The organism is Streptomyces sp. NPDC031497 (assembly GCF_055580905.1).
Genome location: NZ_JBVIKO010000018.1, coordinates 85,084 through 101,005, shown reverse-complemented (window position 1 = coordinate 101,005; position 15,922 = coordinate 85,084). Strand labels below are relative to the sequence as shown.

14 protein-coding genes are annotated in these 15,922 nt (G+C 72.6%); 12 read left to right on the top strand and 2 right to left on the bottom strand.

Annotation, left to right across the window (positions count from 1 at the left end; translation table 11 throughout):
• Positions 1–457: 457 nt before the first annotated feature.
• The gene (locus ACZ5K7_RS31700) at positions 458–1,651 is read right to left on the bottom strand and encodes a pyridoxal phosphate-dependent aminotransferase (protein WP_468918572.1); all 1,194 of its coding nucleotides are present in this window, start codon (positions 1,649–1,651) and stop codon (positions 458–460) included.
• A gap of 975 nt (positions 1,652–2,626) precedes the next feature.
• Between ACZ5K7_RS31700 and ACZ5K7_RS31695 the strand changes: the two genes are divergently transcribed.
• The 8 genes from ACZ5K7_RS31695 to ACZ5K7_RS31660 all read left to right on the top strand — a co-directional run bounded on the left by ACZ5K7_RS31695 (position 2,627) and on the right by ACZ5K7_RS31660 (position 10,649).
• Positions 2,627–2,929, top strand: coding sequence for a hypothetical protein (locus ACZ5K7_RS31695; protein ID WP_468918569.1), 303 nt, complete (start codon positions 2,627–2,629; stop codon positions 2,927–2,929).
• A gap of 363 nt (positions 2,930–3,292) precedes the next feature.
• On the top strand, positions 3,293–3,823 hold the full coding sequence (locus tag ACZ5K7_RS31690; protein ID WP_351708107.1) for a DUF2617 family protein: 531 nt from the start codon (positions 3,293–3,295) through the stop codon (positions 3,821–3,823).
• Positions 3,824–3,908: 85 nt separating this feature from the next.
• Positions 3,909–5,543: a polyamine aminopropyltransferase gene (locus tag ACZ5K7_RS31685; protein WP_468918566.1), complete on the top strand. Its 1,635-nt coding sequence runs from the start codon at positions 3,909–3,911 to the stop codon at positions 5,541–5,543.
• 93 nt (positions 5,544–5,636) lie between these two features.
• Complete coding sequence (locus ACZ5K7_RS31680) at positions 5,637–6,359, top strand: SRPBCC family protein (protein WP_351708113.1); 723 nt, start codon at positions 5,637–5,639, stop codon at positions 6,357–6,359.
• A 244-nt stretch (positions 6,360–6,603) separates the two neighbouring features.
• Positions 6,604–7,392: an aldose epimerase family protein gene (locus tag ACZ5K7_RS31675; protein WP_468918563.1), complete on the top strand. Its 789-nt coding sequence runs from the start codon at positions 6,604–6,606 to the stop codon at positions 7,390–7,392.
• A gap of 10 nt (positions 7,393–7,402) precedes the next feature.
• The gene (gene pyrE, locus ACZ5K7_RS31670) at positions 7,403–7,951 is read left to right on the top strand and encodes an orotate phosphoribosyltransferase (RefSeq protein WP_468918562.1); all 549 of its coding nucleotides are present in this window, start codon (positions 7,403–7,405) and stop codon (positions 7,949–7,951) included.
• 168 nt (positions 7,952–8,119) lie between these two features.
• Positions 8,120–9,142 carry a class II fructose-bisphosphate aldolase gene (gene fbaA, locus ACZ5K7_RS31665; protein WP_351708122.1) on the top strand — a complete coding sequence of 341 codons (1,023 nt, stop codon included), beginning with the start codon at positions 8,120–8,122 and terminating at the stop codon, positions 9,140–9,142.
• Between the two features lie 67 nt (positions 9,143–9,209).
• Complete coding sequence (locus ACZ5K7_RS31660) at positions 9,210–10,649, top strand: MFS transporter (protein WP_351708125.1); 1,440 nt, start codon at positions 9,210–9,212, stop codon at positions 10,647–10,649.
• 87 nt (positions 10,650–10,736) lie between these two features.
• Here ACZ5K7_RS31660 and ACZ5K7_RS31655 read toward each other — a convergent pair whose 3' ends face one another.
• Positions 10,737–11,156, bottom strand: coding sequence for a DUF3151 domain-containing protein (locus tag ACZ5K7_RS31655; protein ID WP_468918561.1), 420 nt, complete (start codon positions 11,154–11,156; stop codon positions 10,737–10,739).
• Between the two features lie 160 nt (positions 11,157–11,316).
• On the opposite strand from ACZ5K7_RS31655, the gene ACZ5K7_RS31650 reads away from it, so the two are divergent.
• From ACZ5K7_RS31650 to ACZ5K7_RS31635, 4 genes are all read left to right on the top strand, one after another.
• Positions 11,317–12,504: a M23 family metallopeptidase gene (locus tag ACZ5K7_RS31650; RefSeq protein ID WP_468918559.1), complete on the top strand. Its 1,188-nt coding sequence runs from the start codon at positions 11,317–11,319 to the stop codon at positions 12,502–12,504.
• 199 nt (positions 12,505–12,703) lie between these two features.
• Positions 12,704–13,549 (top strand): tryptophan 2,3-dioxygenase family protein, encoded by an 846-nt coding sequence (locus ACZ5K7_RS31645; RefSeq protein WP_351708134.1) that lies wholly within the window; start codon positions 12,704–12,706, stop codon positions 13,547–13,549.
• Positions 13,542–14,723: a kynureninase gene (gene kynU / locus ACZ5K7_RS31640; protein WP_468918557.1), complete on the top strand. Its 1,182-nt coding sequence runs from the start codon at positions 13,542–13,544 to the stop codon at positions 14,721–14,723. The genes ACZ5K7_RS31645 and kynU overlap by 8 nt, the downstream gene beginning before the upstream one ends.
• A 221-nt stretch (positions 14,724–14,944) precedes the next feature.
• Positions 14,945–15,820, top strand: a complete 876-nt coding sequence (locus tag ACZ5K7_RS31635) for an alpha/beta hydrolase (RefSeq protein WP_468918555.1) — start codon at positions 14,945–14,947, stop codon at positions 15,818–15,820.
• Positions 15,821–15,922 lie beyond the last annotated feature (102 nt).

The window sequence follows — 15,922 nt, the reverse complement described above, 5'->3', positions numbered from 1 at the left end:
CCCGTCGAGCCGGCACCGTCCCCCTCGGCATCCCCGAGTTCCGCGACATCGCCAGTCGCACCGCGGAGCACCTGGACCTCCCGATCCCCTCCGACCTCAGGCAGTGCTCTGTCACCGGCAGCCGAATTCCCCGATCCCACCTACGGTACGGCTTCCACGCGTCCCCGGTCTCGACCAGGTACCCGACTTCGGGCAGCACGAGACCACTCGCATCCCTGCCGAGCTCCTTCACGTCCGCCATGCCCGGAAGCCGGCAGGCGGGCCCCTGAACTGCGAAAGCACTGTTCCGAGTTCAGTCAACATGTCGCGGCGGCCAACGGCCTGCTCATCGGCGCGCAGGCCAAGGGCGACATCGCGCGGGGGAGGTTCCGGAGCGTTCGGCGGTCCGCTCAGGCTTCGGCGATGCCGTCGTCCCGGGCGGATTCGCCGGCGAGCCGCGACCGGCCCCCCGCCGGAATCAGTGGGCGAATGCCTTGCGGAGCCGATCCGCCGCCTCGCGCAGGACCTCGGCACGCTTGCAGAACGCGAACCGCACGAACGGGGCCCCCGCCTCCCGGTGGTCGTAGAAGACCGCGTTCGGGATGGCGACGACCCCGGCCCGTTCCGGGAGCGAACGGCAGAAGGCGAAGCCGTCGTCCTCTCCGAGAGGGCGGATGTCGGTGGTGATGAAGTACGTGCCGGCGGTGTCGTAGACCTTGAACCCCGCCTCCGCGAGGCCCGCCGCCAGGATGTCGCGCTTGGTCCGCATGTCCTCGCGGAAGGCCTCGAAGTAGGCGTCCGGGAGGGCGAGGGCCTCCGCGACCGCGTACTGGAAGGGGCCCGAGGAGACGTACGTCAGGAACTGCTTCGCCGAGCGCACCGCCGTGACCAGCTCCGGCGTAGAGGTCACCCAGCCGACCTTCCAGCCGGTGAAGGAGAAGGTCTTGCCGGCCGACCCGATGGTGACCGTGCGTTCCCGCATACCGGGGAAGGTCGCGAGGGGGAGGTGCCCGGCCTTGTCGAAGACCAGGTGCTCGTAGACCTCGTCGGTGACGACCAGCAGGTCCCGTTCGACCGCCAGTTCGGCGATCGCGGTCAGCTCGGCGTGGGTGAGGACCGTGCCGGTCGGGTTGTGCGGGGTGTTGATCAGCAGGAGCCGGGTGCGCGGGGTGACGGCGGCACGCAGTTCGTCGAGGTCCAGGCGGAAGGCGGCGCCGTCCGGGCGGAGGGTGACCGGGACCCGGGTGCCGCCGGCCATCGCGATACAGGCCGCATAGGAGTCGTAGTACGGCTCCAGGGCGACGACCTCGTCACCCGGCTCCACGAGGGCGAGCAGGGCGGCCGCGATCGCCTCGGTCGCGCCTGCTGTGACCAGCACCTCCGCGTCCGGGTCGTACGACAGCCCGTACCGGCGCTCCTGGTGCGCGGCGATCGCGGTGCGCAGCTCGGGGACGCCCGGCCCCGGCGGGTACTGGTTGCCGCGCCCCTCGCGCAGCGCCCGCACGGCCGCCTCCCTGACCTCTTCGGGGCCGTCGGTGTCCGGGAAGCCCTGCCCCAGGTTGATGGACCCGGTGCTCAGCGCCAGGGCGGACATCTCGGCGAAGATCGTGGTCCCGAACTCTGCGAGCCGGCGGTTCAGGAGGGGGCGTTCGCTGGAGGTCATGCCGGTCATCCTGCGCCCAAGCTCTGGAGTTCCTCAACTTGCCTTCGCTGATGGGCACCTGCGCCAGTTCACGGTGTGCCGCCGCTGAGCAGGGGCGGGGCTGTCGTCGACTGTCGTCGGTTGTCGCCTCGGTCGCCCCCGGACGGCCCACAGACGGCCCGGCTCAGAGCCTCCAAGGCCCGCCCATGACGATGTGGGTCATGGGCGCGAGCGACGCCACAGACGACGCTTCTGATCGGCCGGTTCCTCAATCTCCTGTGGCTCAGGCGGCTCATGCACTTCGGCGAGTTCTGCGACTGATATGCGGAAGGATTCAACGATGATTGATACGCAGAAGAGCGACTCAGGGTTCCGTATCTCCCGGAGAGCCACCATGAGCTCTCTTTCGGACAACCGGTAGATCTCGCGCGTGGCATCAGGCGGTGAAGAGTACCGGTGCGACCGGGCGACCTCTAGCGCCGCATCCCAGGCCTCCTCGGCGCCCCCCTCCACCGCAACTGTGTCGACGGCACCTACCTCGCGTCCGATCTGCTCGATGACAACGAACCAACTTCCGGACCCACTCAACTTGTGCCCTCCCCTGCTGCCGGAAACGTCGCGGGCAGAGCCAATATCGCCTAGGCGGTGCTGTCCCTGGAAGCCAGAGGCCGCGTCTGCTCGGCTCTGCCTGGGTCGATGGCAGACGGGATGGGAGCTCCCCACGCATGCCACTCACCGGCCGGCACTCGCGAACGGCGCCCCTCCGTCTCGGAGCACATGGCCCAGGAAGATCACGGCCCACACGCGGCCCAGTGAGACCCGAACGGCCCCTGATCCGTCAATCCGTGCAGGTCAGGGGCCTTTTTCGGGCGGGGATGCTCAGAAGTTCCTCAACTCGGCTTTGGCCGTCGGCGGGGCCGGGCATCACCGGCTCACGCCGCGGTGACGCGGCGGCCGGGGCGCCCACGGGGGGTCGCTCCGCGCGAACGGAAAGAAGGTGACGCCATGGGCATCGTCTTCATCGTGGCGGCGGCCGCGATCGTCTGCTTCGTGATCGTCCGGGCCGTGGTCCGCAGGGGCGGGCTGACCGGGGGCTCGGCGTTCAGCAGGGGCGGGTCCTCCTCCTACGACGACTCCCGCAGCTGGTGGGCCGGGGACTCGGGATCGTCGTCCTCGCACGGAGGCCACCACGGCGGCCACCACGGCGGGCATGGGGGACACGGGGGTCACTCGTGCGGCGGAGGGCACTCCTCCTGCGGCGGCGGCTCGTCCTGCGGGGGTGGGGGCGGCTGCGGCGGGGGCAGCTGACCGGGGGGATCCGGGGGATCCGGGGGCCGGGGGAGCCCGGGGATCCGAGGGGACCGGGGCGTCCGGGCGGAGAGCGGGGAGCTCTTCCCCCGGGCGCCCCGGCGTGCGCCAGAGGGAGCAGGGCGCACAACGTGGTTGAACAGTTGAGCTGTGGAGCCCTCTGAGGGATGGAAACCCCACGAAGTTGGGTAAAAACGCTGTGGTAGCGCCACAGTTCATGATTCCCTCTAAATCACCAAAGCAGCGCCTCGGACGTCCTGACGACACCCTCCCCCGGCTGGGCCGGCCGGGCCGATCTCCCGGTGTCCACCGAGGTGTGCCGGACCACCCTCCTCCCCATTTGCGTGTTAGCGGAGCCGATCCATGCTCACGACCCTGAACACCACCTACACCGATACGCGCGCGGCCGACCTCGCCTGGGCCCTGGGGCGCGAGCCGCTGCCCGCCCTGGCCACCCTCGACCTGGAACTGTCCGGGGCGAAACTCCAGCTCAGACTGCTGGGCGCGTCCCACCAGGTGCTCCTGGAGGAGGAGTGCGGCGGCTGTTCGGAGACGGTGGCGTGCATTCCGGGGTCCAGCACCCCCCTGCCGCTCGGGGTCGCCAAGCGCATCGGCGACTGGGAGTACGAGTTCGCCGCCCGCGTCGAGGTGCTGTCACCGGGCTCCTTCGCGGGCCGCGCCCAGGAGTTGCTCGCCCTCGTCTCCGAGCATCCGCACGGCCTCGCCGGAGTCTTCCCGGGCAGCCCGCACGCGTTCACCGCGCTGCTCGCCCAGCGCCACCAGGGCCAGGTGCACTGGCGGACCTGGCACGCATACCCGCAGGACGGCCAGTTGGTGGCGACCCGGACCAGGGTCGGCGTACGGGTCCCGGTGCCCCGACCTCTCCCCGGATGACATAAACCAACAGGGCGTCAAGGGCGGCTGATTTCCACACGTGTGGGTGACGAAGCGTACCGAGCGAGTGACGTAACGTCGCAGAGTGATCGATCCGCACGCACCCGCCCCTCCTGGCGCACCGCCGCCCTGGGGTGCCCCCGCGCCGCTGCCCGTGCGGCCGGGGACGGGCCGGTTCCTGGTCCTGGCGTGCGTCTTCGTCTGCGCGGCCTGCGGATTGGTGTACGAACTCGAACTCGTGGCACTCGCCTCGTACTTGATCGGCGACTCGGTCACCCAGGCCTCCGTGGTGCTGTCCGTGATGGTCTTCGCGATGGGTGTCGGCTCGCTGGCCGCGAAGCGGCTGCGCTGGCACGCGGCGGCCGGATTCGGCGCGGTGGAGGCCGCGCTGGCGCTGGTCGGCGGCTGCAGCGCCATGGCCCTGTACGCCGTCTTCGCCTGGACCGGCGGCTGGGGTGGCCTGTGGTCGGCCGGCCCGCGCTGCCTCCTGGTCGCCTTCTCCCTCGCCATCGGCCTGCTGATCGGCGCCGAGGTGCCGTTGCTGATGGAACTCATCCAGCGCATCCGCCGCCAGGACGCGGGCGGCGCGGTGGCCGACCTGTTCGCGGCGGACTACGTCGGCGCGCTGGTCGGCGGCCTGGCCTTCCCCTTCCTCCTGCTGCCGTTCCTGGGCCAGTTGACGGGCACCCTGCTCACCGGCACGGTCAACGTCGTCGTCGGCGGCGCCCTGGTCCTCGGCCTGTTCCGCCGCGACCTGTCCCGCCGGGCCCGCTGGACCCTCCTCGTCGCCAACGTGACCGTCCTCGGCGTCCTCGCCTCCGCCGCCGCCCACGTCGACGACTTCGAACGAGCCGCACGGCACGCGGTCTACGGCGACGACGTCCGGGTCGCCCTCCAGACAGACGTCCAGGAGGTCGTCCTTACCGGCGGCACCCACGGCCGCCCCCTCGACCTCTTCCTCGACGGCCGGCTGCGCGTCGGCGGCCGTGACGAACGCCGGTACCACGAAGCCCTCGTCCACCCGGCGATGAACGGCCCGCACGCGCGCGTGCTGATCCTCGGCGGCGGTGACGGCATGGCCGCGCGCGAGGTGCTCCGCCACCCCGGCGTGGACCGCGTCGACGTCGTCGAACTCGACGCGGGCCTGGTCCGCCTCGCCCGCCAGGACCCCGCCCTCTCCGCGCTCAACGGCCATGCCTACGACGACCCGCACGTCCACGTGGCCATCGCCGACGCCTTCTGCTGGCTGCGCCGGACCGCGCCGCACGCCGCGTACGACGTCGTGATCGCCGACCTGCCCGACCCCGGCATCACGGCCAGCACCAAGCTGTACTCCGAGGAGTTCTACGGCCTGGCCCGCCGCGCCCTCGCCCCCGGCGGCCGCCTGGTCGTGCACGCCGGCCCGGTCCGGGCCCGCCCCCGTGACTTCTGGACGGTGGCCGCGACCCTGCGCGCCGCCGGCCTGGCTACGACCCCCTACCGGGTCCTCGGCCGCGACCCCGCCTTCACCGCCGGCCCCGACCGTTCGGTGGGCGAGTCCAGGGCCCCGCACGACTGGGGCTTCATCCTGGCGGCGGAGGCCTCGCGCGGGCCCCGGCTGCGGCTGCCGGGCGACGGTCCGCGGCTGCACACCCTGACCGGGCGGGACCTGCGCGGAGACGCGCTGGAGACGCCGCCGACCCGACTGCCGGCCTCCACGCTGGTGGATCCGCGGTACTGAGCACGGGCCCGTCCACGGGGAGCCCCACACCCGGCAGCGTGCCGTGCGTCGCGGAGGGTACGTCGGCTTGACTCCTGGGTAGGCTCAGTCGGCATGGAGCACCAGGTACACGTCCCGGCCCCGGCCTCGCGGCTCAGGGAGGCGCTGGCCGACCCCGCGCGGGTCGCCCGGGCGCTCCCCGGCCTCCAGCAGGACACCGGCGCCGCCCCCGGCACCGGCCGCGTCAAGGTCCGCGTCGGCAGCCACTCGATCACCTACCGGGGCTCCCTGCGCGTCACCGCCCGTGACGACGGTTCCTACGCGCTCGACGGCGACGCCACCGAAGCCCGCGGCACCGGCACGGTGAAGCTGGCGCTCACGCTCCGCCTCGCGGACACCGACGAGGGCTGCGAGGTCACGGTGACCGGCACGGCGTCCGCCGGCGGGCGGGTCGCGGAACTGGCGCCGGAGGCGGTGGAGTCGGCGGCGACGCGGCTGCTCACCCGCTTCGTGGAGGGCCTGGGGGAGGCACGGCCCGAGCCTCCGGACCAACCGGTGTCGCTCTTCGAGGCGGAGGTCCCGCCGCCGTCCCTGGCGCCCGAACCGGTCGAGGAGCCGCTGCCCGAGATCTTCGCCGAGGCGGCCCACGCCCGCCGCACGATGATCGGCCGCAGCGCGGAGGAGGTCGACCACGCCCCGCCCCGCGGCCGCTACGCGCCGGTGCCGGCGCCGCAGACGGTGGCGGCGGGTTCGGCCCTGCGGTGGGCCGCCCCGGCGGCGGCACTGGCCCTGGCGTCGGCGATCGTGGTGACGAGGGCGTTGCGCAGACGCCGCTGAGCGAGGCCGCCGCAGGAGGGGGTCCCACTCGCCCGAGCTCGCGGGTGCCGCTGCGCCCATCCGTGCCGCCTGGGGGCACCTCCCAGGCCTTGAGGCACCGGGGGAGGCACGACTGCCCGCGGCTACGACGGGCACCGTAAGGGGCGCGGGGCTGTGATCGATGTGCGGTCCGCCCCGTGGGCGCGAGCAACCCCCACCGACCCGCACCCGAAACCGAACCGCCCCTCCCCACTACTCTCATCCCGTGAGTAACGAAGACATCACGCTGACCGCAGGCGACGCCACCCTCCACCTGCACCCCGGCAACGGCGGCCGTATCGCCGGACTAGAAGTCGGTTCCCTCGAACTCCTCCGCCAGGGCGACCGCTTCGGCTGCTTCCCGATGGTGCCGTGGTGCGGCCGTATCCGGGACGGCCGTTTCCGCGACGGCGCCGACATCGTCCAGATGCCGCTCAACTCCCCGCCGCACGCCATCCACGGCACCGCCCGCGACGGCGCCTGGCGCACCGCCCGCCGCTCCGCGGACGAGGCCGTGATCACGTGCGAACTCGGCGATCCCTGGCCGCATCCCGCCCGCGTCACACACGTGGTCCGGCTCGCCGAGGACTCGTTGACGCTGACGATGGCTGTCGAGACGTACGACAACTCCTTCCCGGCGCAGATCGGCTGGCACCCCTGGTTCAACCGCAACCTCGGCGGCCAGGACGCCCGGATCGACTTCACCCCCGCCTGGCAGGAGGAGCGCGGCGCCGACCACCTGCCCACCGGCAACCGCGTCGACCCCCGGCCCGGCCCCTGGGACGACTGCTTCGGCATGCCCGACGGCGTCGACGTCACCCTCACCTGGCCGGGACAGCTGGAACTGAAGGTCGCCAGCCGCGAGCAGTGGGTCGTGGTCTACGACGAGCAGGAGGCGGCCGTGTGCGTGGAGCCGCAGACCGGCCCGCCGAACGGCCTCAACACGCTCCCCAGGCTCGTCACCCCGCTGGAGCCGCTGGAAGCCACGACCACGTGGACCTGGCGCCGCCTCTAAGCTGGTCGGCATGACGGACGTACGCGCTGAGCTGCTGCAACAGATCAAGGACAAGGCCGTGGTGCACGGCAGGGTGACCCTGTCGTCGGGGCTGGAGGCGGACTACTACGTCGACCTCCGCCGCGTCACCCTCGACGGCACGGCCGCCCCGCTGGTCGGCCAGGTGCTGCTCGACCTGACCGACGGCCTGGAGTTCGACGCCGTCGGCGGCCTCACCATGGGCGCCGACCCGGTCGCCGGCGCGATGCTGCACGCGGCCGCCGCGCGGGGCCGCCGCCTCGACGCCTTCGTCGTCCGCAAGGCGGCGAAGGCACACGGGCTGCAGCGCCGGGTGGAGGGTCCGGAGATCAGGGGCCGGCGGGTGCTCGTCGTGGAGGACACCTCCACCACCGGCGGCTCCCCGCTCGCCGCCGTGGAGGCCGTGCGCGAGGCCGGCGCCGAGGTGGTCGCCGTCGCCACCATCGTCGACCGGGCCACCGGCGCCGACGAGAAGATCCGCGAAGGCGCTGGTGTGCCGTATCTGTTCGCCTTCTCGAAGGATGAACTGGGGCTGGACTGACACCCCGGTCGACGAGTGGGATTGACCCGGACGCGACCGGCGCCCGGCGCCCGGAGCATCGGGTCATGTCTGGAAAGATGGGGACGACGATGACGTCGTACCTCAAGGTCTAGGTCAGGGCCGTAGAGAACCAGCAGTAAGCCGACCCGCACACTCAAGGAGCGGACAATGCCCATCGCAACCCCCGAGGTCTACAACGAGATGCTCGACCGGGCGAAGGCAGGCAAGTTCGCCTACCCGGCCATCAACGTCACCTCGAGCCAGACCCTGAACGCTGCGCTGCGCGGCTTCGCGGAGGCGGAGAGCGACGGCATCGTCCAGATCTCTACCGGTGGTGCCGAGTTCCTCGGCGGCCAGTACAGCAAGGACATGGTGACCGGCGCGGTCGCGCTCGCCGAGTTCGCGCACGTCATCGCCGAGAAGTACCCGGTCAACATCGCGCTGCACACCGACCACTGCCCGAAGGACAAGCTCGACGGGTACGTACGTCCGCTGATCGCGATCTCCAAGAAGCGCGTCGAGGCCGGTCTGACCCCGCTGTTCCAGTCGCACATGTGGGACGGCTCCGCCGAGACTCTCGCGGACAACCTGGCCATCGCGCAGGAGCTGCTCGAGCAGGCCCGCGCGGCCAACATCATCCTCGAGGTCGAGATCACCCCGACCGGCGGCGAGGAGGACGGCGTCTCGCACGAGATCAACGACTCCCTCTACACCACCGTCGAGGACGCGATCCGCACCGCCGAGGCGCTGGGCCTGGGCGAGAAGGGCCGTTACCTGCTGGCCGCCTCCTTCGGCAACGTGCACGGCGTGTACAAGCCGGGCAACGTCGTGCTCCGCCCCGACCTGCTCAAGGAGCTGGCCGACGGCGTGGCCGCCAAGTTCGGCAAGCAGTCCCCGTTCGACTTCGTCTTCCACGGCGGTTCCGGCTCCACCGAGCAGGAGATCCGCACCGCGCTGGAGAACGGCGTCGTGAAGATGAACCTGGACACGGACACCCAGTACGCCTTCACCCGTCCGGTCGCCGACCACATGTTCAAGAACTACGACGGCGTCCTGAAGGTCGACGGCGAGGTCGGCTCCAAGAAGACCTACGACCCGCGCACCTGGGGCAAGCTCGCCGAGGCGGGCATGGCCGCGCGTGTCGTCGAGGCCACGCAGAACCTGCGCTCGGCGGGCAACAAGATCAAGTAGTCGCGCAGAGCCAGGCATTTCCACGGACCCGGTGCTACGGCGCCGGGTCCGCTGTATACCTGGACCCATGTCCGACGTGCGGCTGGCCTCCTCGCAGGGCAAGTGGATCCTGTTCACCACCGTCCTCGGTTCCAGCATGGTGCTGCTGGACTCGACCGTGGTCAACGTCGCCCTGCCCACCATCGGCCGTGACCTGAACACCAGCCTCTCGGCCCTGCAGTGGACGGTCAACGCGTACATGCTGACGCTGGCCGGGCTGATTCTGCTCGGCGGCTCGCTCGGCGACCAGTACGGCCGCCGGAAGATCTTCGTGCTCGGGGTCGTCTGGTTCGCCGCCGCCTCGCTGCTGTGCGGCCTGGCCCCCGACGACATCGTCCTGATCGCCGCCCGCGCCCTCCAGGGCATCGGCGGCGCCCTGCTCACACCGGGGTCCCTCGCCCTCATCCAGGCGTCCTTCCACCCCGACGACCGGGCGAAGGCGGTCGGCCTGTGGTCCGGCTTCGGCGGCATCGGCGCGGCCGTCGGCCCGTTCCTGGGCGGCTGGCTGGTGGACGGCCCCGGCTGGCGCTGGGTGTTCCTGCTGAACGTCCCGCTGGCCCTGCTCTGCGTTCCCGTCGCGCTGCGCCATGTCCCGGAGTCCACCGACGGGCGGCCCCACGGCCGCTTCGACGTCCTCGGCGCGGTGCTGGCCGCCCTGACCCTCGGATTCGTGACCTACGCGCTGATCGATGCCGGGACCACGTCCCTGCTCGCCCTCGCGGGCCTCGCGACCGGCGTGGCCTTCGTGTACGTCGAGAAGCGCCGCCGGGACCCGATGCTCCCGCTGGACATCTTCGGCTCCCGCCAGTTCACCGCGCTGAACGTGGTCACCCTGTGCGTGTACGGCGCGTTCGGCGGCTACTTCTTCCTCACCGCGCTCCAACTCCAGGTGGTGGCGGGCTACTCGGCGCTGGGCGCCGGCACGGCCCTGCTGCCCTCCACCGCGCTGATGCTGCTCTTCTCGGCCCGCTCCGGCGCGCTGGCCGACAAGATCGGGCCCCGGCTGCCGCTCACCGTCGGACCCCTGCTCTGCGCCACGGCGATGATGCTGATGCTGCGGGTGGGCGAGCACGCGAACTACCTGACGGACGTCTTCCCGGCGGTCTTGGTCATGGGCGCCGGCATGGTCACCCTGGTGGCCCCGCTCACCGCCTCGGTCCTCGCCTCCGTGGACACCGCCCGGGCGGGTATCGCCAGCGGCATCAACAACGCGGCAGCCCGCGCGGCGAGCCTGATCGCGGTGGCGGCGCTGCCGCTGCTCGCGGGGATGGGTCCGGAGGCCTACCGGTCGCCCGCGGCCTTCGACGCGGCGTTCGACCGGGCGATGCCGATCTGCGCGGGGGTGCTGGTGGTGGGGTCGGCCCTGGCGTTCGCGCTGGTCCGCAGGCCGGCCCCGGGCTGTGTCCGCCCGGAATGCCGCACCCACGGAAACGTGACCTCACCACCGCTGGAGGCGAAGAGCCTGTAGCCGGAGGGCCGGAGGGCCGGAGGGCCGGAGGGCCGCCGGTGACCGGAGGCGGAGGGCCGGTGGCCGGGCCCTCCGCCTGTCCGCGCGCTATCCCTTCAGCTCGGTGTACGCCTCCGCGCTGCTGTCCTTCAGGAACTGCCAGCACCGCTCGTACTCGTCCTGCTCGCCGATCTCGCCCGCGGCCCGGCCGAGCGCGGCCAGGCAGCGCAGGAAGCCGCGGTTCGCCCGGTGGTCCCAGGGAACCGGACCGTGTCCCTTCCACCCGGCGCGGCGCAGCGCGTCCAGCCCACGGTGGTAGCCGGTGCGCGCGTAGGCGTAGGACTCGACGACCGCGCCGCGCTCGAACGCGTCGTCGGCGAGCAGGGCCCAGGCCAGCGAGAAGGTCGGGAACTTGGCCGCCACCTCGACCGGTGCCAGCTTCTCCTCGCCCAGCAGGCGGTACGCCTCTTCGTTCTCGGGCAGATAGGTCGGCTCCGGGCCGCCGAGCAGGTTCGTGTGCGTCGTCATGGCGCCAGTCTGCCACCGCCGCCCGCGCCGGAGCCCGGGGAGGGCGCCGGGCGGGGGTGCGCCGGGTGGGTGCGCCGGGCGGGGCGCCGGGGCAACCTCGCCCCGCGTCCTGCCGTCTTCCAGACCGCCGCCCCGTACGTGACGGCAGGGGGGAGCACACGTGCGTGATCCAATGCCCGGCGGGCAGCCGCCGGAGGCCCATGTCCTGGCCCGGTTCCTCGCCGCGGACCCGGAGCAGTGGCCGCGGCTCGCCCCGCGGGTGACGGAGGCGGTCGGGATGGCGACGCTGGAGCGGATCGTGCACGCCACGGCCGCCCGGACCGGCGGGTTCGGCACCGTCACGGACAGTCCGGACGGGCTGATCGTGTCCGGCAGCACGGGCCGGGTGCGGGCCTGGGCCCAGGCGGGCCCGGACGGTGAACTCACCGCGCTGCGCATCGAAGGCGCCCCCTACACCCCGCCCCGCCGCCGCCCGCGCCTGTCGGCGGCCCTGACCTGGGCGGTCTGTGCGGGCCTGGCCGTCCTCTGGAACGCCCAGGCCCTCTGGACCGCCGCCGACCGCCTGGCCTGGACCGGTGACCTTGCGATCCTCGCCGCCTGCTGGGTGGTCGTCGAGGGCTGGGGCGCGCCCGCGATGCAGCCCCGCCTGCTGCGGCGCACGGTCGAGGCGGGTGCCGTCGTGGCCCTCGCGTCCGCGTGGCGGCTGCCCGGCCTGCCCACCGGACAGGGTGTGCTCCGCCTCGCCGTCGGCGCACTGCTCCTTGCCGCCGTCGGATGGCCGGTCGGCGCCGCCCGGCTGCACCGCCGGCGGGCACCGTTGTCCCGGCCGCTGCTGTTCCCGCTGGAGGGCTCCTGGTACGTCGTACAGGGCGGCGGCCGCCTGCTGAACCACCACACCCGGGTGCCCGAGCAGCGCGGCGCCCTCGACCTGGTCGCGCTCGGCCGGTACGGCACCCGTACCCGGCGGGGCCGTGAACTGACCGCGTACGCCGCCTACGGGCGCCCGGTGCGCTCCCCCTGCGACGGCACGGTGATCTCCGCCGTCGACACCGTCCGGGACCAGAACCCCGGCGAGATCCGCTACCAGCCGCCCTACGGCAACCACGTCTTCCTGGACACCGGCCGGGAGATCGTCAAGCTCGCCCATCTGCGCCCCGGCTCGGTGACGGTCGCCGCGGGCGACACGGTCCGGGCCGGACAGCCGCTCGGTGAGGTCGGCAACAGCGGCAACACCACCGAACCCCACCTGCACATCCACGCCGAACGCGACGGGGTCGGCCTGGACCTGGAGTTCACCGGCGTAGCCGGCCGGCTGCACCGGGGGCGGACGATCCGCGCGCGGTCGTAGCCCAGCCGGTTCCGGCGGCCCGGAACGCTCGGCCGACCGGGTGGTCCGGTGCCGGTGGTGACGGGTGTGGCCCGTCTGGCAGCGGGCGGGTCTTGCCGTGTGCGGGGTACGTTGCGGAAGATGCGGGTGGGGACCGGGGCCCCCGTGTCGACAACGGCAGGGGCGGACCGCTACCCGGAGTACACAACAGGAGACAGCGATGTCCCTTCAGGCTCAGCCCGACGAGGCTTCGGAGCCCGAGACCCCGCATCTCGACTTCGCGGGCACGACGCCGTACGAGGACTACGTCAAGGCGGACGTGCTCACCCACCTCCAGCACACCCTCTCCGACGATCCCGGAGAGATGGTCTTCCTGGTCACCACCCAGGTCATGGAGCTGTGGTTCACCGTCATCGTCCACGAGTGGGAGACCGCGGCGGCCGCCCTGCGCGGCGACGACATCCCCACCGCGATCAACGCGCTGAAGCGTTCCACCCGTGAACTGGAGGCGCTGAACGCCTCCTGGAAACCGCTCGGCCAGCTCACCCCCGCCCAGTTCAACTCCTACCGCTCCGCTCTCGGCGAGGGCTCCGGCTTCCAGTCGGCGATGTACCGGCGGATGGAGTTCCTGCTCGGCGAGAAGTCCGCGTCCATGCTCGTCCCGCACCGCGGCGCCCCCCGCGTCCACGCGGAACTGGAGAAGGCCCTGTACGAGCCGAGCCTGTACGACGAGGTGGTACGGCTCCTCGCGCGCCGCGGACACCCGGTCCCGGACGCGGTGCTCCACCGTGACGTGTCCCGGCGGTACGACGCCTCGGACGCCGTCGAGGCAGCCTGGGCCGCCGTCTACTCGGGCGACGGGGACGCCGAACTCGCCCGGCTCGGCGAGGCGTTGACCGACGTGGCCGAACTGGTCTGGCGCTGGCGCAACGACCACCTGGTCGCCACCCGCCGCGCCATGGGCGCCAAGGCCGGCACCGGCGGCTCGGCCGGGGTCGCCTGGCTGGAGAAGCGCGCCCGCAACAACGTGTTCCCGGAGCTGTGGACGGCGAGGTCCCATGTCTGAACCGGCCCTGCGGGCAGCGAAACTGGACGCGGCGGACGAACTCGCCGGGGTGCGCTCCCGCTTCGTCCTCGACGAGGTGGTCTACCTGGACGGCAATTCGCTGGGCGCCCTGCCCGCGCACGTCCCCGGCCGGGTCGAGGACGTCGTCCGGCGGCAGTGGGGCGAACTGCGCATCCGGTCCTGGGACGAGAGCGGCTGGTGGACGGCGCCGGAGCGGATCGGCGACCGGATCGCCCCGCTGGTCGGCGCGGCGGCCGGCCAGATCGTGGTGGGCGACTCCACAAGTGTCAACGTCTTCAAGGCACTTGTGGGTGCGGTACGGCTCGCGGGGGAGGGGCGTACGGAGATCCTGGTCGACGCGACCACCTTCCCCACCGACGGCTACATCGCCGAGTCGGCGGCCCGGCTCACCGGCCGTACGCTGCGGCCGGTGGCGCCGGCGGACGTGCGCACGGCGCTGAGCGACCGTACGGCCGCCGTCCTGCTCAACCACGTCGACTACCGCACGGGCCGGCTGCACGACCTGCCGTCCCTCACCGCCGCGATCCACGCGGCCGGGGCCGTGGCCGTCTGGGACCTGTGCCACACCGCGGGCGCGCTTCCGGTCGGCCTGGACGAGCACGGCGTCGACCTGGCGGTCGGCTGCACCTACAAGTACCTGAACGGCGGCCCGGGTTCACCCGCGTACCTGTACGTCCGCCGCGACCTCCAGGACCGCTTCGACTCGCCGCTGCCCGGCTGGAACTCGCACGCCGAGCCGTTCGGGATGCGATCGGGGTACGAACCGGCCGCGGGCGCCGTGCGCGGCCGCGTCGGTACCCCGGACATCCTCTCCATGCTGGCCCTGGAGGCGGCGCTGGAGGTCTGGGACGGGGTGCCGGTGGCCGCCGTACGCGCCAAGTCCCTGGCCCTGACGGACTTCTTCCTGGAGTGCGTCGAGGCGTACCTGCCGGCGGGCCGCGTCGAGTGCGTGACCCCGTTGGCGCACGAGGAGCGCGGCAGCCAGATCGCGCTGCGCTGCCCGGACGCCGGGGACGTGATGAAGCGGCTGATCGAGCGGGGGGTGGTCGGGGACTTCCGGCATCCCGACGTCCTCCGCTTCGGCTTCACCCCGCTGTACGTCGGTTTCGCGGACGCGGAACGGGCGGCGCGGGTGCTGGCGGAGGTCGTGTAGCACCCCGCGGCGAGTCGACATACGGATACGACGACCCGGTTGGGAAAGGCCGGGACGGTACAGAACCGTGTAATCCTCACCGTGCGTGACATCCACGTGTCGCCGCACGTCACCGGCCTGATACCGTCCCGGCCAACGGCGATTCCCCACCTGGTCCGCCAATGTCTCCCCCAGTGCCGAAAGCCTGGGAGGTATCCCCATCGTCGCTGAGAGGTTGGAGCATGCCGGACGACGCCGCAGCAGAACGGGCCGCCGCCGAGGAGGAGTCGGCCTTCTCGCACCCGCACGTCGAGCCCGACGCCACGGCGGCCTACGGCGACCACCCCGACCAGGTGATCGACTTCTACGTCCCGCGCGGTGGCGAGACCGTGGCCCCGCTGGTCGTGATCCTGCACGGAGGCGCGTGGCGGGCACCGTACGACCGCGGCCATGTCACCCCCTTCGCCGACTTCCTGGCCCGGCGCGGCTTCGCGGTGGCCAACGTCGAGTACCGGCGCGGTGCGACGCTGCCCGCGCAGGGCGGCTCGGCCCCGGTGGCCGGCCGCTGGCCGGACACCTTCGACGACATCGCGGCGGCGCTGGACGCCCTGCCCGCGCTGGCCCGCGAGGCGCTGCCCCAGGCGGACCTGCGCCGCACGGTCCTCACCGGCCACTCGGCCGGCGGCCACCTGGCGTTGTGGACGGCGGCCCGGCACGTCCTCCCGGCGGACGCCGCGTGGCGCACCTCCGGCCCGGTGCCGCTGCGGGGCGTGGTGGCCCTGGCCCCGATCGCGGACTTCGCGGTGGCGGAGAAGCTGGAGGTCTGCGGCCACGCGGCGCTCCAACTCCTGGGCGGCGGTGACCAGTTCACCGACCGGCAGCGCTATGCCGACCCGGCGCTGCTGCTTCCCACCGGCATCGCGACCACCCTGGTCCAGGGCCGCGCGGACGACGTCGTCCCGCAGGCGGTCGCCGAGTCCTACGCGGAGGCGGCGGCGAAGGCCGGCGAGGTGGTGGGGCTGACGCTGCTGGAGGACGTCGGCCACTTCCCGCTGATCGACCCGGCGGCGGACGCGTGCGCGGTGGTGGCGGAGGAGATCGCCCAACTGGCCTGGTGAACCAGGCCGGTCCCGTGACGACCTGCCCCTGAGCCCGTCCCCCCATACCCGTAATACCTGAGAGCTACCTGCCAGGTGAGCTCTCCGGCGGGATGCGAACGG

Coding starts and splice junctions, on each gene's coding strand:
- ACZ5K7_RS31700 (WP_468918572.1), bottom strand. CDS start 1,651: ATGACCGGCATGACCTCCAGCGAACGCCCCCTCCTGAACCGCCGGCTC.
- ACZ5K7_RS31695 (WP_468918569.1), top strand. CDS start 2,627: ATGGGCATCGTCTTCATCGTGGCGGCGGCCGCGATCGTCTGCTTCGTG.
- ACZ5K7_RS31690 (WP_351708107.1), top strand. CDS start 3,293: ATGCTCACGACCCTGAACACCACCTACACCGATACGCGCGCGGCCGAC.
- ACZ5K7_RS31680 (WP_351708113.1), top strand. CDS start 5,637: ATGGAGCACCAGGTACACGTCCCGGCCCCGGCCTCGCGGCTCAGGGAG.
- pyrE (WP_468918562.1), top strand. CDS start 7,403: ATGACGGACGTACGCGCTGAGCTGCTGCAACAGATCAAGGACAAGGCC.
- fbaA (WP_351708122.1), top strand. CDS start 8,120: ATGCCCATCGCAACCCCCGAGGTCTACAACGAGATGCTCGACCGGGCG.
- ACZ5K7_RS31660 (WP_351708125.1), top strand. CDS start 9,210: ATGTCCGACGTGCGGCTGGCCTCCTCGCAGGGCAAGTGGATCCTGTTC.
- ACZ5K7_RS31655 (WP_468918561.1), bottom strand. CDS start 11,156: ATGACGACGCACACGAACCTGCTCGGCGGCCCGGAGCCGACCTATCTG.
- ACZ5K7_RS31645 (WP_351708134.1), top strand. CDS start 12,704: ATGTCCCTTCAGGCTCAGCCCGACGAGGCTTCGGAGCCCGAGACCCCG.
- kynU (WP_468918557.1), top strand. CDS start 13,542: ATGTCTGAACCGGCCCTGCGGGCAGCGAAACTGGACGCGGCGGACGAA.
- ACZ5K7_RS31635 (WP_468918555.1), top strand. CDS start 14,945: ATGCCGGACGACGCCGCAGCAGAACGGGCCGCCGCCGAGGAGGAGTCG.